This is a genomic window from Pseudomonas sp. DCB_AW (assembly GCF_026240895.1).
Taxonomy (GTDB): domain Bacteria; phylum Pseudomonadota; class Gammaproteobacteria; order Pseudomonadales; family Pseudomonadaceae; genus Aquipseudomonas; species Aquipseudomonas kermanshahensis.
In genome coordinates, this window is the sequence record NZ_JAPFCE010000069.1 from 1 (window position 1) to 26,895 (window position 26,895).

Genomic DNA, 26,895 nt, shown 5'->3' on the forward strand with positions numbered 1-26,895 from the left:
ACCGTGCGGTAGCTGTGGGAGCGGGCTTGCCCGCGAATGGCCGCAAAGGCCAAAGGAAAACCTTAGCCGAGTTTTTCCATGATCTCGTCGGAAATCTGCGCATTGGAATAGACGTTCTGCACATCATCCAGGTCTTCAAGCATGTCGATCAGCTTGATCACCTTCTCCGCACCTTCCTGATCCAATTCGGCACTGGTGGTCGGCTGCATGACGATTTCGGCGTCATCGGCCTTGAAGCCAGCCTCTTCCAGGGCATTACGCACGGCATAGAAGCTGTTGAACGAGGTGAAGACGTCGAACGAACCATCGTCATTGGCGACGACGTCATCGGCATCAGCCTCCATCGCGGCTTCCATCAAGGCGTCTTCATCAACGCCCGGCGCGAAGCTGATCTGGCCCTTGCGCTCGAACAGGTAGGCCACCGAGCCGTCGGTACCGAGGTTGCCGCCACACTTGGTGAAGGCATGACGCACGGCAGCCGCGGTACGGTTGCGGTTGTCGGTCATGGCCTCGACCATGATCGCCACGCCACCTGGGCCGTAACCCTCGTAGCTGAGCTCTTCGACGTTGTCGCTTTCGTTGGTGCCAGCACCACGGGCCACGGCACGGTCGATGATATCGCGGCTCATGTTGGCGCCGAGGGCCTTGTCCAGGGCCAGGCGCAGACGCGGGTTGGACGCCGGGTCACCACCGCCTTGCTTGGCGGCAACGGTCAGCTCGCGAATCCACTTGGTGAAGATCTTGCCTCTCTTGGCATCCTGGCGCTCTTTGCGGTGCTTGATGTTCGCCCACTTGGAATGACCAGCCATAACGACTCCAAATTCTTTGAAACACAAACAATTGCGCCCCTGACGGGGCGCAACGACAAAAATACCTGCGCCGTAACGCAAAGGCGCATCCATCTGGATGCGCCCGGGGCCCGCTTACTCGACCTTGGTCTGTTCGCGCAGGCGGATGTGCAGCTCGCGCAAGGCCTTGGCGTCGACCATGCCTGGGGCTTGGGTCATGACGCAGGCAGCGCTCTGGGTTTTCGGGAAGGCGATCACTTCACGGATCGACTGGGCGCCGGTCATTAGCATGACCAGGCGGTCCAGGCCGAAGGCCAGGCCACCGTGAGGCGGTGCACCGAACTTCAGGGCGTCGAGCAGGAAGCCGAACTTCTCTTCCTGTTCTGCCGCTTCGATACCCAGCAGACGGAACACCGCCTGTTGCATCTCTTTGCGGTGGATACGGATCGAACCGCCACCCAGCTCAGTACCGTTCAGGACCATATCGTAGGCACGGGACAGCGCGGTGGCCGGGTTGGCCTCGAGCTCTTCTGGCGAGCACTTCGGCGCAGTGAACGGGTGGTGCAGCGCGGTAAAGCTGCCGTCTTCGTTCTCTTCGAACATCGGGAAGTCGACGACCCACATCGGTGCCCACTCGCAGGTGTGCAGGTTGAAGTCGTTGCCGACCTTGATGCGCAGTGCGCCCAGGGCCTCGCTGACGATCTTGAACTTGTCGGCACCGAAGAAGACGATGTCGCCATCGACCGCGCCAACGCGATCGAGGATCACGTTGAGGTTGGCTTCTGGGATGTTCTTGACGATCGGCGACTGCAGGCCTTCAACACCTTTGGCGCGCTCGTTGACCTTGATGTACGCCAGGCCCTTGGCACCGTAGATGCCGACGAACTTGGTGTACTCGTCGATCTTGCTGCGCGGCATGCTGGCGGCGCCTGGCACGCGCAGGGCGGTAACGCGGCACTTCGGATCGTTGGCCGGGCCGGCGAATACCTTGAAGTCGACATCCTTCAGTTGGTCGGCAACGTCGACCAGCTCCAGCGGGTTACGCAGGTCTGGCTTGTCGGAACCGTAACGGCGCATGGCTTCTTCGAAGGTCATGTGCGGGAATTCACCGAACTCCAGGTCCAGGACTTCCTTGAACAGCTTGCGGATCATGCTCTCGGTGAGGCCCATGATCTCGGATTCATCGAGGAAGCTGGTCTCGATGTCGATCTGGGTGAATTCCGGCTGGCGGTCAGCACGCAGGTCTTCGTCACGGAAGCACTTGGCGATCTGGTAGTAGCGGTCGAAACCGGCCACCATCAGCAGCTGCTTGAACAGCTGAGGCGACTGCGGCAGGGCGAAGAAGCTGCCTGCGTGGGTACGGCTCGGTACCAGGTAGTCGCGCGCGCCTTCTGGCGTGGCACGGGTGAGGATCGGCGTCTCGACGTCGAGGAAGCCGTTCTCGTCGAGGAAGCGACGGATGCTGCTGGTGATGCGCGAACGCAGGCGCAGCTTGTCGGCCATTTCCGGGCGACGCAGGTCGATGAAGCGGTAGCGCAGGCGGGTTTCCTCGCCAACGTCGGAGTATTCGTTGAGCGGGAACGGCGGGGTTTCCGCTTCGTTGAGCACGGTCAGCTGGTAGCCAAGGATCTCGATGGCACCGGAGGCCATGTTGGCATTCACCGCACCGTCAGGGCGCTTGCGAACCTTGCCGGTGACTTGCACGACGTATTCGCTGCGCACACGGTCGGCGGCGGCGAAGGTTTCGGCGCGATCGGGGTCGAATACGACCTGGGCCATGCCCTCGCGGTCACGGATGTCGAGGAAGATCACCCCGCCGTGGTCGCGGCGACGATGGACCCAGCCGCAAAGGGTGACTTCCTGGCCGTCCAGGCTCTCGTTCAGTTGGCCGCAATAATGGCTGCGCATCATGATGGTGGTTTCGCTTCTCGTGATTCGTGTATTCGGTGGAGGCCTTGGCCGCCCAGAGGGCTAATACTGCAAGACCCGGTCACAGCATTCAACTCAGTCGGCTTTGTCGCCGCCTGCAAGGTTCTTTTTTGCCCCGGTCTTGAAGTCGGTTTCGTACCAGCCGGTGCCGCTCAGGCGAAAGCCGGGTACCGACAGCAGCTTCTTCAGTGCCGGCGCCTGACAGGCCGGGCAATCGGTCAGCGGCGCAGCGCTGATCTTCTGCAGCACTTCCATGCGGTGCTCGCAGGACGCACATTGATAGTCATAAAGGGGCATGGGTGTCTCTCGTCAACCATAACACTGGCTGCCGGGGCAGCAAAAAGCGGGATTATATATGGTTAGCAAGCACTGCGCAGCCCGCCTGGCGATCAGCGTGCACTCGGCGGATCGAGCAACCAGGCGACGCAGATGACGCGGATCAGGCCACTGAAGTTGCGCACCCCGCCCTGGCGCAGATGCACCTCGCGGTCCACGTAGGACAACACCGCGCTGACCGAGCAGCGGTTGGCCTCGGCGATACGCTCCAGGATCCCCCAGTAGACCGCTTCCAGGCGCAGGCAGGTGGAAAACCCGTTGAGCCGGACCGAACGCGACACCGGTCTGATCTGCAGCATGTCAAAGTCGGCCTTGAAGGGGTCGACGCATTGCTTGCCCGGCCAACGCCCCTGACCACCGCCTCGCTTGTCTTGTTGCATCATGCCTACCATCCGGCCACTCCATCGCGACTGCCATTGCCCCTGTACCCGGGGCCCTAGGGCAACCATGAAGCGCCAGCCTGCGCCTTCGAAGCAGCGGCAAAACCTTCCCGCAGAAACGCAAAAAGCCCGGCTGCACTGCCGGCAGCCGGGCTTTTCAGACGTTTCTGACGCTACGCGGCGACTATTGGCCGTCCAGCAAGACGCGCAGCATCCAGGCGGTCTTCTCGTGCACCTGCATACGCTGAGTCAACAGGTCGGCAGTCGGTTCATCGCTGACCTTGTCCACCACCGGGAAGATGCTGCGCGCGGTGCGCACGACCGCCTCCTGGCCCTGCACCAGCTGACGGATCATCTCCTCCGCGGCCGGCACGCCCTCCTCTTCCTTGATCGAAGAATGCCGCGCATAAAAAGCATAGGACCCCGGTGCCGGGAAGCCCAAGGCACGGATCCGTTCGGCAATCGAGTCCACCGCCAGCGCCAGCTCGTTGTATTGCTCTTCGAACATCAGGTGCAGGGTACGGAACGACGGACCGGTGACGTTCCAGTGAAAGTTATGGGTTTTCAGATACAGCACGTAGGTATCCGACAACAGGCGGGACAGCCCATCGACGATAGACTTGCGATCTTCTTCACTGATACCGATATCAATTGCCATGAAGTTCCCCTTTCCATAAGGCTTGATGATCAAGCGGGCCCTTCCAACTGTATCAACACTTGGCGCAACCCGCCTGTGACATGGCGCAACACATCGGCTGTGGCGCCTGCGGTTTGAGTAGCCTGCGCCTTTGCTGTTAAATAGGCAGGGTGCCACCCGTGCGGACTGTTATTGCCGGGTGCATAGGCTGGCCCACCACGTGTTCGCGCTTTACACCTCATGCGCACCGTGTCGCCAGCTCTTCCTGTGATCAGCTTGTCAACTGTGAGCCAACCCATGTTCAAGATCGTCCATCTGGTGACGGGCGTAGCGGCTTTGCTGCTATCGCTCATACCCAGCCTGAAAACCGACGCAACACCCTTCCTGCAGCAACCCGACGCGGTCTACCTGGCACTGCTCGGCCTGCTTAACCTGGTATTGGCCCCGGTCGTGCCGCTGTATTACCGAGGTGCCCGGCAACAATTGCAGCACCTGGCTTGCGCCTTGCTGGTGGTGGCCGTGGTATTGCAGACCCTGACGCTGCTGGCTCGCCCCGAAATGGGCAACCTGGCCGCCCTGGTCTGCGCGGCCTTGGCCGTGGTGCTGCACCTGGCTGCGGGCTTCGCCCGAGCCAACCGAAAAGCCCGCACCAGCCAAAGTGCCCCCTTGGAGGCCGGCAACCGCGATACGGGCACCGTCAAGTGGTTCAACACGTCCAAAGGCTTTGGCTTCATTTCCCGCGATTCGGGCGATGACATCTTTGTGCACTTCCGCGCCATCCGCGGCGAAGGCCACCGCATTCTGGTCGAAGGCCAGCGCGTCGAGTTTTCGGTCATGCACCGTGACAAAGGCCTGCAGGCCGAAGATGTGGTCGCGGTAACCCGTCGCTGACCGTGTGCAGCCCTGGTGCAAGGCCAGGGCTGCCTCAACTTAATAATGAGGGGGCGGCGCCTCTTCACCTTCGCTGCCGTATTGCCCCACCATTTCTTCGTAACGCTTGAGCAGCTCGGCCATCTGCAGTTGCAGGCGCTCAATCACACGCCCTTGCTCGACCACTACATCATTGAGCGCCTGAAGCGTGTCGTCCTGGAAGGCCTGGCGGGTTTCCAGCTCGATGATTCGCGATTCAGAGGACACTTCAGGCCACCTGCTGGTAGTCATCGTTGAGCAGCGCGCGCAGGCGCTGACCAATGGCATCGACTTGCCCCGGCGCATACTCGACGGCGGGCACTTTGCCCCATACCGGCGCTGGCCAAGCGGCGTCATGCGTGTGACGGACAATGACGTGCATGTGCATCTGGCTGACAACGTTACCCAGGGTGGCAACGTTCATCTTGTCAGCCTTGAATTCGCCCTTCAGCGCTTCAGCCAGGTACGTGGTTTCTTTCCACAGTTGCGCCTGGTCTTCCTGGCTCAAGTCGAACAATTCGCTCACTCCAGGGCGACGCGGCACCAGGATGAACCAAGGGTAATTGGCGTCTTTGCTGAGCAACACACGGCACAACGGAAAGTCTCCAAGTACATAGGTGTCTTGCTGCAAACGCGAATCCATCTCAACCACTACCAACCTCCAATACTCGATAACGGGCCCGCGAGACACGGGAACATTGCGCAAGGATACCTTGCTTCGCGCACGCCGGCATGCAACAGCAGCCCGACACTGCACACTTTAAGTTCATGAATACCTGCTGCCTGCACAGTCGCGGTAACACACCGCTACTTTTCGCACCAAAATGAGGCCGCAAACGAGCACACCACTACGCTTTTACCCACACGAATGACTCCGCATGAACAGTTGCCGGTAACACATTGACTTTTATGGCAGGTTTTGAATTTGAAAACCGCCAGAGTTGTGGCACACCATCAGACAAGTCCCGCCCCGTGTTTACGGTACTTTCCGACCTTCGGCAGCCTCATTTGTGAAAATTTCATGAACCGGTGGTAATTTTGAGCACGCTTGTTGCATTCCTCTCCCGCCAAGTCGGCACGACATCTGCATCAAGCGATGTACGCAACAAATAACAACAGCCGCTTTGGATACACCAGGGAGTTTCCCTAACCGGAACCTGTAGTTACAGATTCGTTACGGTGACAGGAACAGCGCTGACGTTGTACGACCCGGGAATCCGGGACGTGATTTGCGACATGGAAATACCTGAAAGCGACATGGCCATAAAGTTCCCGAAAGCTTGGATATGCCCATATCGCCAACAACAGTCAGCGTGTTATACATTTCCGCCGACATAACAAGAAAGAGCTGCCCCATATAACTAAAAGACTTGGGCGCAGCGGTACTCTTCCTAAAAAACCAAAGGAGCAAATCACGATGCGCGTGATGAAGTGGAGCATGATCGCCCTGGCCGTTTCGGCAGGGACCTCGCAATTGGCCTTCGCCTCTGCACAAGACGAGTCCAAGGGTTTCATCGAAGACAGCCAGCTGAACGTCAAAACTCGCATGCTGTACTTCAGCCGTGACTTCCGCAACAACCCAGCCGGCACTCAAAGCCGCGTGGAAGAAACCGGCCTTGGTTTCCTCGGCACTTACGAATCGGGCTTCACCCAGGGCACCGTAGGCTTCGGCGTCGACGCCATCGGCATGCTCGGCCTGAAACTGGACAGCGGCAAAGGTCGTGCCGGCACCGGCCTGTTCCCACAAGGCTCCGACGGCCGTTCGCAGGATGATTACTCCGAAGGCGGCGGCGCTGTAAAAATGCGCATCTCCAATACTGTGCTGAAGTTCGGTGACCAGTTCACCGCCATGCCAGTATTCGCCACTGACGACAGCCGCCTGCTGCCGGAAGTTGCCGAAGGCGGCCTGATCACCAGCAACGAGATCAATGGCCTGACCCTGAACGCCGGTCACTTCACCGCCATGAACGCCCAGGCTCAGACCTACCATGACAGCCTGAACCTGACCGAAGCCAACATCTTCGGCGGTACCTACGCGTTCACTGATAGCCTCAGCACCAGCGTTTACTACTCGCACATCGAAGATCACTTCCGTAAGTGGTACGGCAACATCAACTGGGCGCTGCCGATCAGCGACAAGCAAGGCCTGGTGTTCGACTTCAACATCTATGACACCAAGTCGATCGGCGCCAACCGCACCGGTGCATTCGTCACCAAGTCCGACGGCACCAACGAGCTCGACAACATCGCAGCCAGCTTGTCGGCTGCCTACAACATCGGCGCCCACACCTTCACCCTGGCCTACCAGAAAGTCAGCGGCGACGGTGACTACGCCTACGGCGTGGACGGCGGCGGTACCGTGTTCCTGGCCAACTCCATCGCCCGTTCCGACTTCAACGCCGAAGACGAGAAATCCTGGCAGGCTCGCTACGACCTGAACTTCGCCGAGTTCGGCGTACCAGGCCTGACCTTCATGACCCGTTACGCACGCGGTACCGGTGCAACCACCCGCACCACCGACGACGGTAAGGAATGGGAACGCGACGTAGACGTCAAGTACGTCATGCAGAGCGGCCCAGCGAAAGACCTGAGCTTCCGTGTCCGCCAGGCCACCTACCGCTCCAGCGACGGTGTGTACTACGGTTCGAGCTCGATCGACGAACTGCGTCTGATCGTCGAGTACCCGCTGAGCATCCTGTAAGCCTGGCTTGCAGTGCCCCGCACTTGAAAAAGCCCGGCGATCACGCCGGGCTTTTTCTTGGCTGACAAGTGTCACGCCCTGGGGCATCCTGTACGCCTTCGTTTCGCCCCCGTACAATGCGGGGTCATTTCAACGTCTTAGGCAATCGACACGGCCCACCATGCGCACCAGTCAATATTTGCTCGCCACCCAGAAAGAAACCCCTGCCGACGCAGTGGTCATCAGCCACCAGCTCATGCTGCGCGCCGGCATGATCCGCAAACTGGCCTCTGGCCTGTACACCTGGCTGCCGATGGGCTTGCGAGTGATGCGCAAGGTCGAAGCCGTTGTGCGCGAGGAAATGAACGCCGCCGGCGCCCTGGAAGTGCTGATGCCCAGCATCCAGCCCGCCGAACTGTGGCAGGAATCCGGCCGTTGGGAGCAGTACGGCCCAGAGCTGCTGCGCCTGAAAGACCGCCACAACCGCGACTTCTGCGTCGGCCCGACCCACGAAGAAGTCATTACCGACCTGGCCCGTAACGAGCTGTCCAGCTATAAACAGCTGCCGCTCAACATGTACCAGATCCAGACCAAATTCCGTGATGAGATCCGCCCACGCTTCGGCTTGATGCGCGGCCGCGAGTTCATCATGAAGGACGCCTACTCCTTCCATGCCGACCAGGCTTCCCTGCAGGAAACCTACGACCGCATGCACCAGGCGTACAGCAACGTCTTTACCCGCCTGGGCCTGGACTTCCGCCCTGTGCAAGCCGACACCGGCTCCATCGGTGGCAGCTACTCGCACGAATTCCACGTGCTGGCCGAATCCGGTGAAGACGATGTGATCTTCAGCGACAGCTCCGATTACGCTGCCAACATTGAGAAGGCCGAGGCCATCCCGCGTGAAACCGTGCGCCCTGCCCCTTCCGAGGAGCTGCGCCTGGTCGACACGCCGGACGCCAAGACCATCGCCCAACTGGTCGAAAACTTCGGCCTGCCGATCGAGAAGACCGTCAAGACCCTGATCGTGCGCGGCGCCGAAGAAGGCAAGCTGATCGCCCTGATCGTCCGTGGCGACCACGAGCTCAACGAAATCAAGGCCACCAAGCTGGAACAGGTTGCCGACCCGCTGGTCATGGCGACCGAAGCTGAACTGCGCGACGCCATCGGCGCCGGTGCAGGCTCGCTCGGCCCGCTGAACCTGCCACTGGAATGCATCATCGACCGTTCGGTTGCCCTGATGAGCGACTTCGGCATCGGCGCCAACATCGATGACAAGCACTACTTCGGCGTCAACTGGGAGCGCGACCTGCCGGTTCCGCAAGTCGCCGACCTGCGCAACGTCGTCGAAGGCGACCCAAGCCCAGACGGCCAGGGCACCCTGGTGATCAAGCGCGGCATCGAAGTGGGCCACATCTTCCAGCTCGGCACCAAGTACAGCGAGGCACTCAAGTGCCAGGTACTGGGCGAGAACGGCAAGCCTGTCGTGTTGTCCATGGGTTGCTATGGCATTGGCGTGTCCCGCGTGGTCGCCGCCGCCATCGAACAGAGCTACGACGACAAAGGCATCATCTGGAACGACGCCCTGGCGCCTTTCCAGATCGCCCTGGTGCCGCTGCGCTATGAAACCGACGTGGTTCGCGAAGCGACCGACAAGCTGTACGCCGAACTGACTGCCGCCGGCTTCGAAGTGCTGTTGGATGACCGCGACAAGAAGACCAGCCCAGGCATCAAGTTTGCCGACATGGAGCTGATCGGCATCCCGCACCGCATCGTCGTCAGTGACCGCGGCCTGGCCGAAGGCAACCTGGAATACAAGCACCGCACCGATCAGGATGCTCAAGCGCTGCCACTCAATGAAGTGCTGTCGTTCCTGCAGGCCCGCGTTCGCCGCTGATAATCAATGCACGAGTGATCATGTCCAAGCGAAGTACCTTTCCCCTGGGGGGCGCCGCACTGTGCGGCGCCCTGCTCATCAGCGGCTGCGCCAACCAGATGTCCCAGCGCAGCGAGCACGAGGAGCGCGTCGAGCGAAAACTGCTCGAACACAGTCTGCAGATCGATGTCGGCGAGCCGAAGGTGATGGAGCTGCCGCAACGACGTGTGCGCGTGCATGAGCTGAAGCGCTTCGAAGTCACCGAGTTCGAAGTTACCCGGCGCTACGACCGCTACACGCCCTACCAACCCTGGCGGGAGATCTACGAGATCCCACTGGGTGCGGTGGCTGTCGTGGCGGGCGTGGGTGCCAACGTGGTCAACGTGTTCGCCTTGGGCAACCTGCCTGAAAGCGTGACCCACGACTGGCTCAGCTACGGCGTGGCGGGGCTTAACCCGTTCATGAACGTGCAGTCCAACGGTCGCGCCCAGCAGAACCTTGCCGGGATCAGCGAAGTGCAGAAGGACCAGCGCGAGGAGTCCACCAGCCTGCCCTGGAGCGAGCGCCTGGTCGAAGTCAAGGCCGGCAAACTCACCCACGAGCTGACCACCGACAGAAACGGCGTGCTGCGCCTGAACCTGCTCGACAGCCCGTTCTCCGAGCAGAACCTCAACCACATCGGCACCCTGCACCTGCAGGTGGTCGATGAGGACAATGCGGTGCGCGGTGACGCCAGCCTGCTGGTCAGCGCCACGCTGCGCAACAAGCTGCTTGAAGCGCATGAGCTGATCTTCGACGACCTGGAAGACGATGATGTCAGCCAGTGGGTGCACCGGGTCAAACGCCTGTCCGAACTGGGCCTGGAAGAGGAAGCCAGTGAAATGGAGCAGAGCCTGATCGAGCTGACGCGCAACGATCCGGAACTGCAGCAGGAATTCCTGCAATCCCTGACCAAGGCCACCGGGCGGCTGGTAGCTGACCCAGGCGTGCAATAAATGAAAGGGGCCGCTTAGCGGCCCTTGTTCATTTAGGTGGGAACAGCTCCAGTTGCTCATGCGCACCGCGCAAATCCCGCAACCTTACCCCGACCCCCAGCAAGCGCACCGGCTTGTCACCCCGCGCGAAGGCCTGCTTCATTAATTGCCGGTAACTTTCCAGGTCCCTGCCTGCCCCCGCCTGCTCCATCGTCGTCTGGCTGAAGTCATGGAACTTGACCTTGACGAAAGGCTTGTCCGGCCGGTAGCTGCTGTCCATGCGGGCAATGCGCTCATTAAGGCTGTCGAGCAACGCAGGAAGACGCTCCAGGCAACTGGCCAGGTCCGGCAGATCGGTATCGTAGGTATTTTCCACGCTGACCGATTGCCGGCGGCTGTCATTGTGCACAGCACGCTCATCAATCCCCCGCGCCAGCCCCCAAAGCCGCTCACCAAAACTGCCGAACTCACGTACCAGGGCCAGGCGGGACCACGCGCGCAGGTCCAGGCAGGTATCGATACCCAAGCGCGCCAGCTTGTCCGCCGTGACCTTGCCCACCCCGTGCAACCGGGCGACGGGCAAGGCTGCGACAAACGCCTCGACCTCCCCCGGGGTGATGACGAACAGGCCATTGGGCTTGCGCCAGTCACTGGCGACCTTGGCCAGGAACTTGTTGGGGGCGACACCCGCCGACACTGTGATATGCAGGGTGCGGGCGACGCGCCGGCGAATGTCCTCGGCAATCCGTGTCGCACTACCGGCGTACCACTGGCTGTCGCTGACATCCAGGTAAGCTTCATCCAGCGACAAGGGTTCGATCAGCTCGGTGTAATCGCGAAAAATGGCGTGAATCTCACGCGATGCCTCGCGATAGGCTTCAAAACGGGGTTTGACGATCAACAAGTCAGGGCACAGCTTGAGCGCATGGCGCGAGGACATGGCCGAGCGCACGCCATAGGCACGGGCTTCATAGTTGCAGGTGGCGATGACCCCGCGGTGGTCGGCCGACCCGCCGACTGCCATGGGCCGACCGGCCAGGCGCGGGTCATCACGCATCTCGATCGCGGCGTAGAAGCAATCGCAGTCGACATGGATGATCTTGCGCAAGGACATGGATGACCGTCAGTACTGTAGATTCATACAGATAGTATCGCATGGCCCCTCTGGCGCAACAGCCTGCACGGCGCATCCCTCGACAATTGGCCTGCAAGGCCCGCCGCGCCTGCCCCGCGCGCCTTGCTCAAACGCTAAGGGTTTGAAGGAAAAAGGGTTTTCTTGGAATAATGCTTGACATAGGGCGGGAAATCCGTAGAATTCGATCTCACAGGCGCGGGATGGAGCAGCCTGGTAGCTCGTCGGGCTCATAACCCGAAGGTCGTCGGTTCAAATCCGGCTCCCGCAACCAGATTCGAGAAAAGGCCACTGTTAACGCAGTGGCCTTTTTCTTTGGCTTCGAAAAAGTCATTGTGGAAAACTGACGATAAATCAAGAGCTAACGCTTGACACACCGCCAATAAACTGTAGAATCCGCCCCACAGACGCGGGATGGAGCAGTCTGGTAGCTCGTCGGGCTCATAACCCGAAGGTCGTCGGTTCAAATCCGGCTCCCGCAACCAAACAAAGAGAAGGCCACTGTTAACGCAGTGGCCTTTTTCTTTGCATCGAAAATGATGCAGAAGAAAAAAGGTTGAGAAATCAACAATTAACGCTTTACACAGATTCAACAAGCTGTAGAATGCGCACCTCTGACGCGGGATGGAGCAGTCTGGTAGCTCGTCGGGCTCATAACCCGAAGGTCGTCGGTTCAAATCCGGCTCCCGCAACCATATTCGTCAGAACAAACCCCGCCTGTGTAACAGCAGCGCGGGGTTTGTTGTTTTATGGCCCCACGGTTTCCATCGCCAAAGCACTAACCTGCCACTCGCCTGCCCCTCAGGCTTGAGATGCCCCTCTCAGGATGAACTATCTTTAACCCGGCCAGAACGCTGAAAGCGCCTGTGCACGGAGTACTATTGGATACGTTTTCCTAAGGGACTTTCACTTGGCCGCACCTCTCCCCTACCTCGCGCTGCCGGCTCGGGGTACCAATCGATGACTTCCCACAACCCTGAACCTCCGGTGCCCCTCGCATCGGCGCTACCGACTGCTGCGCAACGCCTGCCCATGATCGAGCGCTTGAGCCGCTATCGTCAGCCCATCGGCCTGGCGGTGACGCTGGTGCTGTTCGCCATGGCGCTGGTTGCCTGCCGCCACCTGCTGAGCGAGCTGGACATCTATGCACTGCACGATGCCATGCTCAGCGTGCCGACGCAGTCGTTGCTCGGTGCGTTGCTGGCCACGGTCGTCGGGTTCGTGATCCTGCTGGGGTACGAATGGTCGGCCAGCCGCTATGCCGGCGTGAAACTGCCCGCGAGCAGCCTGGTCCTGGGCGGCTTCAGCGCCTTCGCCATCGGTAACGCCATCGGCCTGTCGATGCTGTCGGGTGGTTCGGTACGCTACCGCCTGTATGCACGCCAGGGCCTTGGGGCTGCCGAAGTCGCGCGGATGACCGTTTTTGCCAGCCTGTCGCTGGGGTGTGCGTTGCCGCCCCTGGCTGCCTTGGCGACCTTGAGCGATCTGCCCGCCGCCTCCACGGCGCTGGGCCTTTCGCCGGGCCTGTTGGCGGGTATCGCCGCTGCTGTACTGGTGCTGTTTGCAGTGTTGGTGATCGGGCTCTATCGCAGGCGCCTGGCCGAACAACCCGTGGCCGATAACCTGTTGGTGCAACTGGGCCGCCGCACGCTGCGCCTGCCGGGTGCCCGCCTGGCTGCACTGCAATTGCTGATCACTGCCTTGGACGTGGCCGCCGCAGCCACCGTGCTGTACCTGCTGCTGCCCGAAGCACCGCCCTTTGGCGCGTTCATCCTGGTGTACCTGCTGGCCTTGGCCGCTGGCGTGCTCAGCCATGTACCCGGCGGTGTCGGGGTGTTCGAGGCGATCTTGCTGGCAGCCTTTGCCGACCAGTTGGGCGCCGCGCCACTGGCAGCAGCCTTGTTGCTGTATCGCCTGATCTACGTGGTATTACCGCTGCTGCTGGCCTGCGTGCTGTTGTTGGCCAACGAGGCACGGCGCCTGCTGTTCGCGCAACAGGCGATCAAGGTAGCTTCAGGGCTGGCCGCGCCGGTGCTGTCGATCCTGGTGTTCCTGTCCGGCGTCGTGCTGCTGTTCTCCGGTGCCACGCCGGAGATCGACACGCGCCTGGAGCACATGGGGTTTCTGGTGCCCCATCGCCTGATCGATGCCTCGCACTTCGGCGCCAGCCTGATCGGCGTGCTCTGCCTGCTGTTGGCCCAAGGGCTGCGCCGGCGCCTGTCGGCGGCCTGGCTGCTGACCACCACATTGCTGCTGGTCGGTGCCTTGCTGTCGCTGCTCAAAGGCTTTGACTGGGAAGAAGCGTGCCTGCTCACGTTCACGGCCGCCCTGCTTGCCCTGTTCCGCCGCTCCTTCTACCGCCCCAGCCGCTTGCTGGAGCTACCCTTCTCGCCGGTATTCCTGGTGGCCAGCGCCTGCGTGGTGGGTGCTTCGGTGTGGCTGCTGCTGTTTGCCTACCAGGATGTGCCCTACAGCCACCAGCTGTGGTGGCAGTTCACCTTGGATGCCGATGCCCCGCGCGGCCTGCGGGCAGCCATGGGCAGCGCCGTGCTGCTGGTGGCCGTGGCCCTGACCTGGCTGCTGCGCACCGCACCGCCGGTCATCCACCTGCCCGATGACGAAGAGCTGCAACGCGCCAACCGCATTCTGCTGGCGTCCGACCAGCCCGATGGCGGCCTGGCGCTGACGGGGGACAAGGCCTTGCTGTTCCACCCACGCGACAACGCCTTCCTGATGTATGCCCGTCGCGGTCGCAGCCTGGTGGCCCTGTATGACCCGATCGGCCCCGCACAGGAGCGCGCCGAGATGATCTGGCAGTTCCGTGACCTGTGCGACCTGCACCACGCCCGGCCGGTGTTCTATCAGGTACGCGCAGAGAACCTGCCCTTCTATATGGACATTGGCCTGACCGCCCTCAAGCTGGGCGAGGAAGCCCGGGTCGACCTGCGCCGTTTCGACCTCGACGCCAAGGGCAAGGAGATGAAAGACCTGCGCTACACCTGGAACCGTGGCGGCCGTGACGGCCTTAGCCTGGAGATCCATGAGCCCGGTCACGCCCCACTGGCAGAGCTCAAGGAAATCTCCGATGCCTGGCTCAGCGGCAAGAACGTGCGCGAGAAAGGCTTCTCGCTCGGGCGCTTCAGCCCCGAGTACCTGCAGCATTTCCGGATTGCCCTGATTCGCTTCCAGGGCCGGCCCGTGGCGTTTGCCAACCTGCTGGAAACCCACAGCAACGAGCTGGCCAGCCTCGACCTGATGCGGGCCCACCCAGAAGCGCCGAAGCTGACCATGGAATTCATGATGATCGGCCTGATCCTGCACTACAAAAGCCATGACTACGGCCGTTTCAGCCTGGGCATGGTCCCGCTTTCCGGGTTGCAGCCGAGGCGTGGCGCGCCGTTGACCCAACGCCTGGGCTCAATGGTGTTCCGCCGCGGCGAACAGCTCTACAACTTCCAGGGGCTTCGACGCTTCAAGGACAAGTTCCAACCGGACTGGGAACCCCGTTACATGGCTGTGCCAGCAGGGCTCGACCCGCTGGTGGCACTGGCCGACACTGCCGCCCTGATTGCTGGCGGCCTGACTGGATTGGTGAAACGCTGATGATCCGACGCTATTGGCTGTACCTGGTGATTGCGCTGCTGCTGGCCGCCCTTGGCGGGGCCGCGGCCTTCTGGCTATGGACGCGCCCGGCCCCCGAGGCGCGCCTTGAGCAATTGACCCTGAATGACACCCACATCACCCGTGTCACCCCTGGCGTGCACGCCAAAGCCCGGGTCGCCATCGGCGTCCCCCAGGACCAGGCCCTGACCGACAAGCAGTTGCTGGACCTGAGCCAGGCCGGGGAAGCCCAGCTGGTGCAGGTGATCCTGCCGCCTAGCGACTGCAGCAAGCAGCAGCAAGCGCTGGACCTGGCAGTGACCCAGCTCGCCGAGAAACCGACCCTGGTAGCCGGCATCGGCCCGGGTGCGGCACAAGCCTGGCGCTGGCTGGCCGCACAGACTGACGACAAGGCGCGGGCCATTTCCGTCGACTTCACCCTGGAGCAACCCGGCTGCCAGGCCACGCTGCCCAAGTCGGCGGCCCACGGCCACTGGAACGTCGCCTGGAACGACAACCCGGATGACGCCAGCGCCGCCTTCGTGCGCGACCAGGCCAACGCTGAAACCAGCATCAGCGATTACGACATCCACTTGCCCCAGGTACTCAAATCGCAGCTGACCCAAGCCTTGGTCGGGCATGACGGGAACGCCCTGGCCATCCCGGTGGTTGAGGTGCCGGCTGGGCAAACCACCGACACCGTCACCCTGTTCCTGTCCGGGGATGGTGGCTGGCGCGACCTGGACCGGGACGTCGCCGGGGAAATGGCCAAGCTGGGCTACCCGGTGGTCGGTATCGACACCCTGCGCTATTACTGGCAACACAAGACCCCGGAACAGAGCGCCGCTGACCTGTCGGAACTGATGCAGCACTATCGTCAGAAATGGGGTACCAAGCGCTTTGTATTGACCGGCTATTCGTTTGGCGCCGACGTGCTGCCCGCCATCTACAACCGCCTGCCGGCCGAAGACCAGCAACGCATCGACGCGGTGATGCTGCTGGCCTTCGCCCGCAGCGGCAGCTTCGAGATCGAGGTCGAGGGCTGGCTGGGCAAAGAAGGCCAGGAGGCGCCAACCGGGCCGGAAATGGCCAGGCTGCCAGCGTCCAAAGTGGTGTGCGTCTACGGCGTGGAAGAGACCGACGAAAGCGGCTGCACCGACAAGACGGCCGTCGGTGAGCGGCTGAAGCTACCGGGGGGGCACCACTTCGATGAGAACTACCCCGCGCTGGCCAAGCGCCTGATCGGCGAGATCGAGACGCGCCAGGGCAAGTCGAGCGTGGCGGAGCAGAACTGATAGAAAGGGGCCGCCATGCGGCCCAATCGCCGGCAAGCCGGCTCCCACCTGAACTGTAGCCTCCAAGTCTAGCGCCGCACCTGTGGGAGCGGGCTTGCCCGCGAAGAGGCCGGAACAAGCACCACAAGACAGTTGCTCCCACAGGAAGTGTGCAGCGCTTGAGGGCGCTGTTGAACCTGTGGGAGCCGGCTTGCCGGCGATGAGGGCAGAACGGGCTGCGCAATTCCCCCAGCCCGACCTGGCTCAGATCTCGACCTGGGTCCCCAGCTCGATCACCCGGTTCAACGGTAGATTGAAGAAGCGCAGATTGCCGTTGGCGTTCTTCAGCAGAAACGCAAACAGGTTCCCGCGCCAGCGCGACATGCCCTCCAGCCGCGACGCAATGACGGTTTCGCGGCTGAGGAAGTACGTCGTGCGCATCGGGCTGAAATCCAGGTCCTCCAGGTGGCACAGCTTCAACGCCGCCGGCACGTCCGGCTCGTCCATGAAGCCAAAGTGCAACAGCACGCGGAAGAACCCGTCGCCATAGGCCTCCACCTCGAAACGCTCCTGCTCCGGTACCCGTGGCTGGTCCTCGCTGACCACCGTCAGCAGCACCACCTGGCTGTGCAGCACCTGGTTGTGCAACATGTTGTGCAGCAGCGCATGGGGCACGGCGTCGGGGCGCGCCGTCAGGAACACCGCCGTCCCTTCAACCCGGTGCGGCGGCTGGATGCGGATGCTGCTGATGAACACCGGCAGCGGCAGCGCGCCTTCATCGATGCGCTCGACAAGAATCTGCTTGCCGCGCTTCCAGGTGCTCATCAACAAAAACAACACGCCGCCCGCCAACACCGGGAAGGCCCCGCCCTGCACGATCTTCGGCACGTTGGCGGCGAAGAACAGCCCGTCCACGAACAAAAAGCCCAGCAGAATCGGCACTGCCAGCACCGGCGGCCATTTCCACAACAGCAGCATCACCGACGACACCAGGATGGTGGTCATCAGCATGGTGCCGGTGACCGCCACACCATAGGCCGCGGCCAGGGCGCCGGACGATTCAAAACCGATGACCAGCAACACCACACCGACCATCAACGTCCAGTTCACCGCACCGATGTAGATCTGCCCCTGTTCATCGCTGGACGTGTGCTGGATCTGCATGCGCGGTATGTAGCCCAGCTGGATGGCTTGGCGCGTCAGGGAGAAGGCCCCGGAAATCACGGCTTGCGAGGCGATCACCGTGGCCATGGTTGCCAACCCCACCAGCGGCAGCAACGCCCAGGACGGTGCCAGCAGGTAGAAGGGGTTGCGCGCCGCCTCCGGGTTCTGCAGCAGTATTGCACCCTGGCCAAAGTAGTTGAGCACCAGCGCCGGCAGCACCAGGGCGAACCAGGCGCGGGCAATCGGCTTGCGGCCGAAGTGGCCCATGTCGGCGTACAGCGCCTCGGCACCGGTCAGCGCCAGCACCACGGCACCAAGAATGGCCACGCCCATGCCGGGGTGAACAATGAAGAAGTTAACCGCCCAACCGGGGTTGAATGCCCTGAGCACTTCAGGGCTTTGCGAGATGCCATGCACCCCCAAGGCCCCCAGCACCACGAACCAGGCCACCATGATCGGGCCAAACAGCTTGCCGATCTTGTCGGTGCCATGCTTTTGCACCAGGAACAGCGCTACCAGCACCACCAGCGAAATGGGCACCACCCAGTGATCGATGCCGTCGAAAGCCAGGCCCATGCCCTCGACCGCCGACAGGACCGACACCGCCGGGGTGATCATGCTGTCGCCATAGAACAGCGAAGCGCCGATCAGCCCGCAGATGACCATCAGCGTACGCAGCCGCGGATGGGCCGCCGTGGCCCGCCGCGCCAGCGCGGTAAGCGCCATGGTGCCGCCCTCGCCCTGGTTGTCGGCACGCAGGATGAACATCACGTATTTGAACGACACCACCCACAGCAGCGACCAGAGGATCAACGACAGGATCCCCAGCACACCGTCATGGTTGACCGGCACGCCATAGCCACCGGTAAAGACTTCTTTGAGCGTATACAGCGGGCTGGTGCCGATATCGCCATAGACCACCCCGACCGCCGCCACGAGCAGGCCCAGCGACCGCGTCGCACCCTGCTTCCCCTCGTGCCCGCCTTCGGCATGACTGCTTGCCTGAACCATCGACCACTCCCGCAGACGGCCCTCTCGGCCGATAGAATTCACCCCCACGCCAGGGCATGGCAGATACCCGGACGCAACGGCGCGAAGCATAGCGCAGCGTTCGTCGTATTTCTGCTAGTCAAGCGACCTTGCGCTCGCTAGAATTGCGCACTTTTTGATCAGAGGCGCCAAAAAGCGCCCGTCAAGATCGCCCCCGTTTCCGGTCGGGCGACCTGTATTCAATACCGAGGTTAGTCATGTCCACCACTCCCGCCACCCCTAAGGTAGGTTTCGTAAGCCTGGGTTGCCCAAAAGCCCTGGTCGATTCCGAGCGCATTCTGACCCAGCTGCGCATGGAAGGTTATGAAGTCGTGCCCACCTACGAGGACGCCGACGTGGTGGTGGTCAACACCTGCGGCTTCATCGACAGCGCCAAGGCCGAGTCGCTGGAAGTGATCGGCGAAGCGATCAAGGAAAACGGCAAGGTCATCGTCACCGGTTGCATGGGTGTCGAGGAAGGCAGCATCCGTGATGTGCACCCGAGTGTGTTGTCGGTCACCGGCCCGCAGCAGTACGAGCAAGTGGTCAACGCCGTGCACGAAGTGGTGCCGCCACGCCAGGACCACAACCCGCTGATCGACCTGGTGCCGCCTCAAGGCGTCAAGCTGACCCCGCGTCACTACGCCTACCTGAAGATTTCCGAAGGCTGCAACCACAGCTGCAGCTTCTGCATCATCCCGTCGATGCGCGGCAAACTGGTCAGCCGCCCGGTGGGTGAAGTGTTGAGCGAGGCCGAGCGCCTGGTCAAGGCGGGCGTCAAGGAGATCCTGGTGATTTCCCAGGACACCAGCGCCTATGGCGTCGACGTCAAGTACAAGACCGACTTCTGGAACGGCCGCCCGGTCAAGACTCGCATGCTCGAGCTGTGCGAAGCGCTGAGCAGCCTGGGCGCCTGGGTCCGCCTGCATTATGTGTACCCGTACCCGAACGTCGACGACGTGATCCCACTGATGGCCGCTGGCAAGATCCTGCCGTACTTGGATATCCCGTTCCAGCACGCCAGCCCGAAAGTGCTCAAGTCGATGAAGCGCCCGGCCTTCGAAGACCGTACCCTGGCGCGCATCAAGAACTGGCGCGAGCAGTGCCCTGAGCTGGTGATCCGTTCGACCTTCATCGTCGGCTTCCCTGGCGAAACCGAAGAAGACTTCCAGTACCTGCTCGACTGGCTGACCGAAGCCCAGCTCGACCGCGTCGGCTGCTTCCAGTATTCACCTGTCGAAGGCGCCCCGGCCAACGACCTGGGCCTGGACGAAGTGCCAGATGACGTCAAGCAGGACCGCTGGGACCGCTTCATGGCGCATCAGCAAGCCATCAGCAGCGCCCGCCTGCAACTGCGCATCGGCAAAGAGATCGAAGTGCTGATCGACGAAGTCGAGGAGCAAGGTTCGGTAGGCCGCAGCTTCTTCGATGCGCCAGAGATCGACGGCAGCGTGTTCATCGATGGCGACCATGGCTTCAAACCCGGCGACAAAGTGCGTTGCCGGGTGGTGGATGCCGACGAGTACGACATGTGGGCAGAGCCTGTCTGATCAACGCAAAGCGCTGAAATACCGGGGGCGCATTGCGCCCCTTGTGTTGCCACGTCCGCCCACACCCTCCGGTCATGCGCACTCCCGGTAGGAGCAGCCTTGTGCTGCGAAGAGGCCGGTGCTAGCAGCGAAGATTTACGGTGTTGCCACTGGCCTCTTCGCAGCACAAGGCTGCGCCTACAGTGCAATGGTTAGGCTGATCTGACGCCGACCTTTGCATTTGCATCTATCGTTTTCCTCAGTCCCCAGGAGGATTACACGGATGCGCCAGGTTTCGACGCTGCACACCCCCCATCTGCGCGACTACCCCGAGCTGACCCAGGTTTGGGAAGACTCGGTGCGCGCGACCCACGATTTCCTGCCTGATGCCTATATCCTGCTGCTGCGCGAACATGTGCTGCACCGCTACCTCGATGCGGTGATGCTGATTTGCTGCAAGGACTCACAGCAACGCATCCAGGGCTTTGCCGGCGTGGCCAATGGGCGGGTGGACATGCTGTTCGTCGCGCCTTCATGCCGTGGCAAGGGCATTGGTAAACGGCTGCTGCATTACGCCATCGATGAACTGAATGCCGAGCGCCTGGATGTCAACGAGCAGAACCCGCAGGCGCTGGGGTTCTACCTGCACGAAGGTTTTGAGGTAGTTGGCCGTTCGCAGACCGATGGGCTGGGGCAGCCCTACCCTTTGCTGCACCTGCGGCTGATCCGCGCAGGGGCCTGACGCTTCTGCCGTGTTGTCTCGCCAAAACGGCGTAAATGACACAGATTCCCAGCCCCTCGACCGCCCAGGCAGGTACAATGGCGGCCTTTCCCTGCCTTTGCGAATCGCCGTCATGTCTGAGCCCGTCCGCCTGTCCAAACGCCTTATCGAGCAATTCGGCTGTTCCCGCCGCGAAGCCGAGCTGTACATCGAAGGCGGCTGGGTCACAGTCGATGGCGTGGTGGTCGAGCAGCCGCAGTTCAAGGTCGACGGCCAACAGGTCGAGCTGCTGCCCGGTGCGCGCGCCGAAAACCTCGAACCCGTGACCCTCCTGCTCAACCAGCCTGCCGGCCTGGACACCGAGTCGGCCCGTATCAGCATGACCATGGACACCCTCAGCGAGGCGCACCGTGAAGGTGTTCGGCCGCTGCATGGGCACTTCACCAAGCTGTCCTGCATTGCCCCCCTCGAGCGTGGCGCCAGCGGCCTGCAGATTTTCACCCAGGATTGGCGCGTAGCGCGCAAGATCGACGCCGACCTGCGCCGCCTGGAGCAGGAATACATCATCGAAGTCAGCGGCGAAGCCACCCCGCAGGCGCTGGAGCGCCTGGCCCGTGGTGTGATGCGCAATGACCGGGAGTTACCCAAGGCCAAAGCCAGCTGGCAGAACGAAACCCACCTGCGCCTGGCCTTGAAAAACCCGCAGCCGGGGCAGATTTCCGAACTGTGCGCCAGCCTGCGCCTGCAGATAATCAGCATGCGCCGCATTCGCCTGGGCGGTGTGTCCATGGGCAAGCTGCCACTGGGACAGTGGCGCTACATGGCTACCAGCGAACGTTTCTAAGCAATACCGCCGCGCCGGATGGCACGGCTCAGAACAGGATTTCAGTCAAATGAACCACAACGATGTACTGCGCAGCCTGCGCTACATGCTCAAGATCAACGATGCCAAAATGGTCGGCATCATCAAGCTGTCGGGCTTGGAGGTCAGCGCCGAGACCCTGGCCAGCTACCTCAAGAAAGAGGAAGAGCCCGGCTTCGTGCGCTGCCCCGACCCGGTCATGGCGCACTTTCTGGATGGCCTGGTGATTCATCGCCGCGGCAAGGACGACAGCCGCCCGCAACAGCCGGTCGAGCTGCCGGTGACCAACAACACCATTCTGAAAAAGCTGCGGGTGGCGTTCGAGCTCAAGGAAGAAGACCTGCACGCGATACTCAAGTCGGTCAACTTCCCGGTCTCTAAACCCGAACTCAGCGCGCTGTTCCGCAAGGTCGGCCATGACAACTACCGGCCCTGCGGCGACCAGCTGCTGCGCAACTTCCTTAAGGGCCTGACCTTGCGCGTGCGCGGCTAAGTGGCCATGCAGCATACGGTTTCACCGGTCGGCATCGTCCGCTCCTGTTTCAAGGAAAAGTTCGCCATCCCGCGCCAGCCCCACCTGGCACCCGCGGCGCGTGGCGTGCTGGAGCTGCTGCCGCCGTTCGACCAGGGTGATGCCGTGGCGGGCCTGGAGCAGGTCAGCCATGTCTGGCTGTTGTTTCTGTTCCACCAGGCCCTGGAAGACAAGCCACGCCTGAAAGTGCGCCCACCGCGCCTGGGCGGCAACAAGAGCATGGGCGTGTTCGCCACCCGTGCCACCCACAGGCCCAATGGTATTGGCCAGTCGGTGGTACGCCTGGAAGGCGTGGAGCCTGGGCGCCTGCTGCTGTCCGGGATCGACCTGCTCGATGGCACCCCGGTGCTGGATATCAAGCCTTACGTACCCTATGCCGACAGCATTGCCGGTGCCAGTAACCAGATGGCCAGCGAAGCGCCCGCCGCCATTGCCGTGCAATGGCACGACGATGCCCTGCCCCAGGCCCACGCGCATGCGCTGCGCCTGGGCGAGCCACTGGTGGAGCTGATCGAGCAGTGCCTCGGGCAAGACCCGCGGCCAGCGTATCAGGTGCCACCACCGGAGCGGGTGTATGGGGTCAAGTTCTGGGATGTGCAGGTGCGCTGGCATTATCCGCAGCCGGCGCTGATCCGCGTGCTGGAAGTCGTGCTGGATCATTGATCCGAGCGTGCACAAAAAAGGCGACCCGAAGGTCGCCTTTTTCATTGCCTAACCGCGATCAGCGCGCCGGGCCTTCAGCCACGCCCAGGTCGTCGGTTGGACGGGTGTCTTCCAGCGGTGCGCCGCCAGATGCCAGCTCCGAAGCCAGCTTGTCGTTGTCCATTTCGTTGACCCACTTGGCCACGACCACGGTGGCAACGGCGTTACCGACCAAGTTGGTCAAGGCACGGGCTTCGGACATGAAGCGGTCGATGCCCAGGATCAGCGCCAGGCCGGCAACCGGCAGGTGGCCAACCGCCGACAGGGTGGCTGCCAGCACGATGAAGCCCGAACCGGTCACGCCAGCAGCGCCTTTGGACGCCACCAACAGTACCAGCAGCAGGGTGATCTGGTGGGTGATGTCCATGGTGGTGTCAGTCGCCTGGGCGATGAACACGGCGGCCATGGTCAGGTAGATCGAGGTGCCGTCCAGGTTGAACGAGTAGCCCGTCGGGATGACCAGGCCAACCACCGATTTCTTCGCACCCAGGCGCTCCATCTTCGCCAGCATACGTGGCAGCGCGGACTCAGAAGAAGACGTGCCCAGCACGATCATCAGCTCTTCGCGGATGTAGCGGATCAGCTTGAGGACGCTGAAGCCGTGAGCGCGGCAGATACCGCCGAGGACCACCAGGACGAACAGCAGGCAGGTCACGTAGAAGCAGGCCATCAGGTAGCCCAGCTGCACCAGCGAACCCACGCCGTACTGGCCGATGGTGAAGGCCATGGCACCGAAGGCACCGACCGGGGCCAGCTTCATGATCATGTTGATGATGTTGAACATGACATGGGCGAAGCGGTCGATCAGGTCGAGCACCGGCTTGCCGTAGCTGCCCAGGCGGTGCAGGGCGAAGCCGAAGATCACCGAGAACATCAGCACTTGCAGGATATCGCCGTTGGCGAAGGCACCGACCACAGTGTTGGGGATGATGTTGAGCAGGAAGCCAACGGTGGTCTGCTGTGCGCCGGCGGCGGCATAAGCGGCCACGCTGCTGGCGTTCAGGGTGGTGACGTCGATGTGCATGCCAGCGCCTGGCTTGACCACGTTGACGACGACGAGGCCGATGATCAGGGCGATGGTGGAGACGATTTCAAAGTACAGGAGCGCGTAGCCGCCGGTCTTGCCTACCGACTTCATGCTCTGCATGCCAGCGATGCCGCTGACCACGGTGCAGAAGATGATCGGGGCGATGACCATTTTGATCAGTTTGACGAACCCGTCACCCAGGGGTTTGAGGGCAACGCCGGTTTCGGGGTAGAAGTGGCCGAGCAGGATGCCGATGGTGATGGCGACCAACACCTGGACATACAGGGATTTGTACAGCGGCTGACGTGTCGTCATGGCTAATTTCCTCAAGTGTGCCGGTTCACCCTTCCCAGGGTGATGGGGCACCTGAATCGCTAACCCTCCTGCACATGGAGGGATTTGTCGTTGTGTTCGAGCTGCCTGGGCAGGCCTCTGCCAGGATCAATAGCAAGGGCAATGCCAAAATGCCCATGAAGGGTGCAAAGGCCGAGATTGCTAGGGGTAAGTGCCCAACGACAGGGCGAAAAAGCTGAGGAAGGCTGGCGGATTTCCGCCCGGTGGCGGAATTTGTACCAGGGGTGATGGCGGGAATCCGCCCATGGTGTATGGCGGTATGGCCCTTTCGCGGGTGAACCCGCTCCCACAGGGGGCACTGCTTTCAAGGATGTGCATGCCTGTGAAAGGGCGGGTACTGCCGATCAATCCAGCGTGAAGGTGATCCGGAACGCCGCGCCACCCAGCGGCGAATCACCCAGGCTCAAGCCGGCGTCATAGCTGTCGACGATGTCTTTGACCACCGCCAGCCCGATGCCCTGCCCCGGGTGCTGGCTGTCCAGCCGCTCGCCGCGCTCCAGAATGCGCTCGCGCTGATCGGCCGGCACCCCTGGCCCATCGTCTTCGATGCACAGCGTCAGTTGGCCTGGCGCCTCTTCCAGGCTCACCCGTACGTGCCCCAGGCTCAACCGGTAGGCGTTTTCCAGCAGGTTGCCGAGCAGTTCCAGCAGCGCGCCCTGCTCCATCGGCAGCTGCGCGGCGTCGGGTATGTCCAGCGCGACGTTGACCTGCTTGTCGCGGTAGACCTTGGCCAAGGTGCTGCACAAGCTGTCGAGCAAGGGCTTGAGTTGCACGCTGTGACGCACCAGGCCGCTCTTGCGCAGGCTGGCGCGCTGCAGTTGGTAGTCGATCTGCTGGCTCATGCGCTCGATCTGGCTTTGCAGCACCCGCGCCTGCTCGCGCTCACCGCTGCGCTGGCGCAGGCTCTCACCCACCCCTTGCAACACCGCGAGCGGTGTCTTCAGGCTGTGCGCCAAGTCATCCAGCGAGTCGCGGTAGCGCTGGCGCTGCTCGCGCTCGCTGTGCAGCAGACGGTTCAACGAACCGGTCAGGCGCAGCAGCTCCCGGGGGTGCTCGCGGCTCAACCCGTCACGCGCGCCGGCCTCGACCTCGTCCAGCTCGCGGCTCAGCCGCCGCAGCGAACGCAGGCCCCAGGTCAGGCCGGCCCACAACAGCACCAGCAGCGCCAGCAAGGCTGCGCCAAACCCCAGGTAGAGCTTTTCGCGCAGGCCATCGAGGGTGTGCTGGTACTCGCGCACCGGTTGCAGCGCAACGATGCTGTAGGCCGCGCTCTGGCCGCCAAGCAGCTTGATCTCGACGTCATAGACGAAGAACTCTTCGCCATCGCCTTGATGGATGCGGGCGAATTCGTTGCCACGGCCGTCATAGCGGGGGCGGTAGTTGATGTTCTGGTCTGCGGTGGCCCGCGACTGCCACACCAGGTTGCCGTCGCGGTCAAAGATATAGCCGAGCAGGCCGGTGTAGGGCAGGTTGTAGCGTTCGTCCGGCAGCAGCGTCGGCATCTGCAACTGGCCGCGCTCGATGCGGGCGGCGGAGATCAGCGTGGTCACGTCCGAGGCCAGGCGTTGCTCGATGGATTCCTGCAGGGCAAGGCTGAACGCCTTCTGCAAGGCAGGCAGCAGCGCCAGCATGAACAGCAGCGCCAGCACTGCGGCCGCCAACATCAGGCGCACCCGCAGGGAACGGATCATCGGCAGCGCTCGGTAAACAGGTACCCCAGGCCACGCACCGTGTCGATCGGCTTGAAGCCGTTATCACCTTCCAGCTTGCGGCGCAGGCGGCCTACCAGCACCTCGATCACATTGGGGTCACGTTCTTCATCGCCTGGGTAGAGTTGCTCCATCAAGCGGTCCTTGGCCACCACCTGCTGGTGGTGGCGCATGAGGTATTCGAGGATGCGGTATTCGTAGGCGGTCAGGGCCAGGGGCTGATCGTCCAGGGTCGCTTGCTTGCGGTTGAGGTCGAGCAGCAGCGGGCCTGCGGCGATGGTCGACTGGGTGAACCCGCTGGAGCGGCGCAGCAGCGCGTTGAGGCGCGCTTCGAGTTCTTCGAACTGGAAGGGTTTGACCAGGTAATCGTCGGCACCGGCGGCCAGGCCTTCGACCTTGTCCTGCCAGTTGCCACGGGCGGTGAGGATGAGAATGGGGAAGGTCTTGTTCTGGCTGCGCAGGCGGCCGATCAGTTCCAGGCCGCTCATGCCCGGTAGCCCAAGGTCGATCACGGCCAGGTCGAAGTGGTACTGCTCGGCCTGGTAAAGGGCCTCTTCGGCATCGGCGACAGCCTGGACCACGTGGCCGCTTTCGCCCAGGCGGGTGTAGAGGTGATGGCGAAGCAGCGCTTCGTCCTCGACCACCAGCAGTTTCATGTGCAGCTCCTTGTTTATATGGCCTGTGCCGGCCTCTTCGCAGCACAAGGCTGCTCCTACATCGGGCAACCACTGTGCCTGTAGGAGCAGCCTTG

General features: G+C 62.2%; 23 protein-coding genes and 3 tRNA genes. 14 read left to right on the forward strand and 12 right to left on the reverse strand.

Annotated features, from left to right (window positions below; genetic code table 11):
- Positions 1-62: 62 nt before the first annotated feature.
- The 5 genes from OO306_RS23680 to OO306_RS23700 all read right to left on the reverse strand — a co-directional run bounded on the left by OO306_RS23680 (position 63) and on the right by OO306_RS23700 (position 4,091).
- A complete protein-coding gene (locus tag OO306_RS23680) occupies positions 63-809 on the reverse strand; it encodes a YebC/PmpR family DNA-binding transcriptional regulator (protein ID WP_027594668.1) in 747 nt (248 codons plus the stop codon).
- 114 nt (positions 810-923) lie between these two features.
- Positions 924-2,699 carry an aspartate--tRNA ligase gene (aspS, locus tag OO306_RS23685; protein ID WP_027594669.1) on the reverse strand — a complete coding sequence of 592 codons (1,776 nt, stop codon included), beginning with the start codon at positions 2,697-2,699 and terminating at the stop codon, positions 924-926.
- Between the two features lie 93 nt (positions 2,700-2,792).
- Positions 2,793-3,014 (reverse strand): FmdB family zinc ribbon protein, encoded by a 222-nt coding sequence (locus OO306_RS23690; protein ID WP_027594670.1) that lies wholly within the window; start codon positions 3,012-3,014, stop codon positions 2,793-2,795.
- 92 nt (positions 3,015-3,106) lie between these two features.
- Complete coding sequence (locus OO306_RS23695) at positions 3,107-3,436, reverse strand: ribbon-helix-helix domain-containing protein (protein WP_027594671.1); 330 nt, start codon at positions 3,434-3,436, stop codon at positions 3,107-3,109.
- 181 nt (positions 3,437-3,617) lie between these two features.
- Positions 3,618-4,091, reverse strand: coding sequence for a Dps family protein (locus tag OO306_RS23700; RefSeq protein ID WP_027594672.1), 474 nt, complete (start codon positions 4,089-4,091; stop codon positions 3,618-3,620).
- Positions 4,092-4,367: 276 nt separating this feature from the next.
- Here OO306_RS23700 and OO306_RS28355 point away from each other — a divergent pair, with 276 nt between their 5' ends.
- A complete protein-coding gene (locus tag OO306_RS28355) occupies positions 4,368-4,961 on the forward strand; it encodes a cold shock domain-containing protein (RefSeq protein WP_027594673.1) in 594 nt (197 codons plus the stop codon).
- A 39-nt stretch (positions 4,962-5,000) separates the two neighbouring features.
- On the opposite strand, the gene OO306_RS23710 is transcribed toward OO306_RS28355, so the two are convergent.
- Complete coding sequence (locus OO306_RS23710) at positions 5,001-5,207, reverse strand: SlyX family protein (RefSeq protein ID WP_027594674.1); 207 nt, start codon at positions 5,205-5,207, stop codon at positions 5,001-5,003.
- A 1-nt stretch (position 5,208) separates the two neighbouring features.
- Positions 5,209-5,631 carry an HIT domain-containing protein gene (locus OO306_RS23715; RefSeq protein WP_265970063.1) on the reverse strand — a complete coding sequence of 141 codons (423 nt, stop codon included), beginning with the start codon at positions 5,629-5,631 and terminating at the stop codon, positions 5,209-5,211.
- Positions 5,632-6,396: 765 nt separating this feature from the next.
- Here OO306_RS23715 and OO306_RS23720 point away from each other — a divergent pair.
- The 3 genes from OO306_RS23720 to OO306_RS23730 all read left to right on the forward strand — a co-directional run bounded on the left by OO306_RS23720 (position 6,397) and on the right by OO306_RS23730 (position 10,530).
- Positions 6,397-7,680 (forward strand): OprD family porin, encoded by a 1,284-nt coding sequence (locus OO306_RS23720; RefSeq protein WP_027594676.1) that lies wholly within the window; start codon positions 6,397-6,399, stop codon positions 7,678-7,680.
- 160 nt (positions 7,681-7,840) lie between these two features.
- The gene (locus tag OO306_RS23725; protein ID WP_265970064.1) at positions 7,841-9,556 is read left to right on the forward strand and encodes a proline--tRNA ligase; all 1,716 of its coding nucleotides are present in this window, start codon (positions 7,841-7,843) and stop codon (positions 9,554-9,556) included.
- A gap of 20 nt (positions 9,557-9,576) precedes the next feature.
- On the forward strand, positions 9,577-10,530 hold the full coding sequence (locus OO306_RS23730; RefSeq protein WP_027594678.1) for a hypothetical protein: 954 nt from the start codon (positions 9,577-9,579) through the stop codon (positions 10,528-10,530).
- A gap of 28 nt (positions 10,531-10,558) precedes the next feature.
- On the opposite strand, the gene dinB is transcribed toward OO306_RS23730, so the two are convergent.
- Positions 10,559-11,617 carry a DNA polymerase IV gene (dinB, locus tag OO306_RS23735; RefSeq protein WP_265970067.1) on the reverse strand — a complete coding sequence of 353 codons (1,059 nt, stop codon included), beginning with the start codon at positions 11,615-11,617 and terminating at the stop codon, positions 10,559-10,561.
- Positions 11,618-11,838: 221 nt separating this feature from the next.
- Between dinB and OO306_RS23740 the strand changes: the two genes are divergently transcribed.
- The 5 genes from OO306_RS23740 to OO306_RS23760 all read left to right on the forward strand — a co-directional run bounded on the left by OO306_RS23740 (position 11,839) and on the right by OO306_RS23760 (position 16,536).
- A tRNA-Met gene (locus OO306_RS23740) sits at positions 11,839-11,915 on the forward strand.
- A gap of 134 nt (positions 11,916-12,049) precedes the next feature.
- A tRNA-Met gene (locus OO306_RS23745) sits at positions 12,050-12,126 on the forward strand.
- A 133-nt stretch (positions 12,127-12,259) separates the two neighbouring features.
- Positions 12,260-12,336 (forward strand) — tRNA-Met (locus tag OO306_RS23750).
- 265 nt (positions 12,337-12,601) lie between these two features.
- Positions 12,602-15,244: a bifunctional lysylphosphatidylglycerol flippase/synthetase MprF gene (gene mprF, locus OO306_RS23755; RefSeq protein ID WP_265970065.1), complete on the forward strand. Its 2,643-nt coding sequence runs from the start codon at positions 12,602-12,604 to the stop codon at positions 15,242-15,244.
- Positions 15,244-16,536, forward strand: coding sequence for a virulence factor family protein (locus OO306_RS23760; protein WP_099430214.1), 1,293 nt, complete (start codon positions 15,244-15,246; stop codon positions 16,534-16,536). Before mprF ends, OO306_RS23760 begins: the two co-directional genes overlap by 1 nt.
- A 243-nt stretch (positions 16,537-16,779) precedes the next feature.
- On the opposite strand, the gene OO306_RS23765 is transcribed toward OO306_RS23760, so the two are convergent.
- On the reverse strand, positions 16,780-18,690 hold the full coding sequence (locus OO306_RS23765; protein ID WP_027594682.1) for a potassium transporter Kup: 1,911 nt from the start codon (positions 18,688-18,690) through the stop codon (positions 16,780-16,782).
- Positions 18,691-18,926: 236 nt separating this feature from the next.
- On the opposite strand from OO306_RS23765, the gene rimO reads away from it, so the two are divergent.
- The 5 genes from rimO to tsaA all read left to right on the forward strand — a co-directional run bounded on the left by rimO (position 18,927) and on the right by tsaA (position 23,015).
- Positions 18,927-20,258, forward strand: coding sequence for a 30S ribosomal protein S12 methylthiotransferase RimO (gene rimO / locus OO306_RS23770; protein WP_027594684.1), 1,332 nt, complete (start codon positions 18,927-18,929; stop codon positions 20,256-20,258).
- A 262-nt stretch (positions 20,259-20,520) separates the two neighbouring features.
- Positions 20,521-20,979 (forward strand): GNAT family N-acetyltransferase, encoded by a 459-nt coding sequence (locus OO306_RS23775; protein ID WP_027594685.1) that lies wholly within the window; start codon positions 20,521-20,523, stop codon positions 20,977-20,979.
- 112 nt (positions 20,980-21,091) lie between these two features.
- Complete coding sequence (locus tag OO306_RS23780) at positions 21,092-21,802, forward strand: rRNA pseudouridine synthase (protein ID WP_099430216.1); 711 nt, start codon at positions 21,092-21,094, stop codon at positions 21,800-21,802.
- 49 nt (positions 21,803-21,851) lie between these two features.
- The gene (locus OO306_RS23785; RefSeq protein WP_027594687.1) at positions 21,852-22,313 is read left to right on the forward strand and encodes a DUF1456 family protein; all 462 of its coding nucleotides are present in this window, start codon (positions 21,852-21,854) and stop codon (positions 22,311-22,313) included.
- Between the two features lie 6 nt (positions 22,314-22,319).
- The gene (gene tsaA / locus OO306_RS23790; RefSeq protein WP_099430217.1) at positions 22,320-23,015 is read left to right on the forward strand and encodes a tRNA (N6-threonylcarbamoyladenosine(37)-N6)-methyltransferase TrmO; all 696 of its coding nucleotides are present in this window, start codon (positions 22,320-22,322) and stop codon (positions 23,013-23,015) included.
- Between the two features lie 58 nt (positions 23,016-23,073).
- On the opposite strand, the gene OO306_RS23795 is transcribed toward tsaA, so the two are convergent.
- The 3 genes from OO306_RS23795 to OO306_RS23805 all read right to left on the reverse strand — a co-directional run bounded on the left by OO306_RS23795 (position 23,074) and on the right by OO306_RS23805 (position 26,800).
- Positions 23,074-24,396, reverse strand: coding sequence for a dicarboxylate/amino acid:cation symporter (locus OO306_RS23795; RefSeq protein ID WP_027594689.1), 1,323 nt, complete (start codon positions 24,394-24,396; stop codon positions 23,074-23,076).
- 383 nt (positions 24,397-24,779) lie between these two features.
- Positions 24,780-26,126, reverse strand: a complete 1,347-nt coding sequence (locus tag OO306_RS23800; protein WP_265970066.1) for an ATP-binding protein — start codon at positions 26,124-26,126, stop codon at positions 24,780-24,782.
- Positions 26,123-26,800, reverse strand: a complete 678-nt coding sequence (locus OO306_RS23805) for a response regulator (protein WP_027594691.1) — start codon at positions 26,798-26,800, stop codon at positions 26,123-26,125. The genes OO306_RS23800 and OO306_RS23805 overlap by 4 nt, the downstream gene beginning before the upstream one ends.
- Positions 26,801-26,895: the final 95 nt, after the last annotated feature.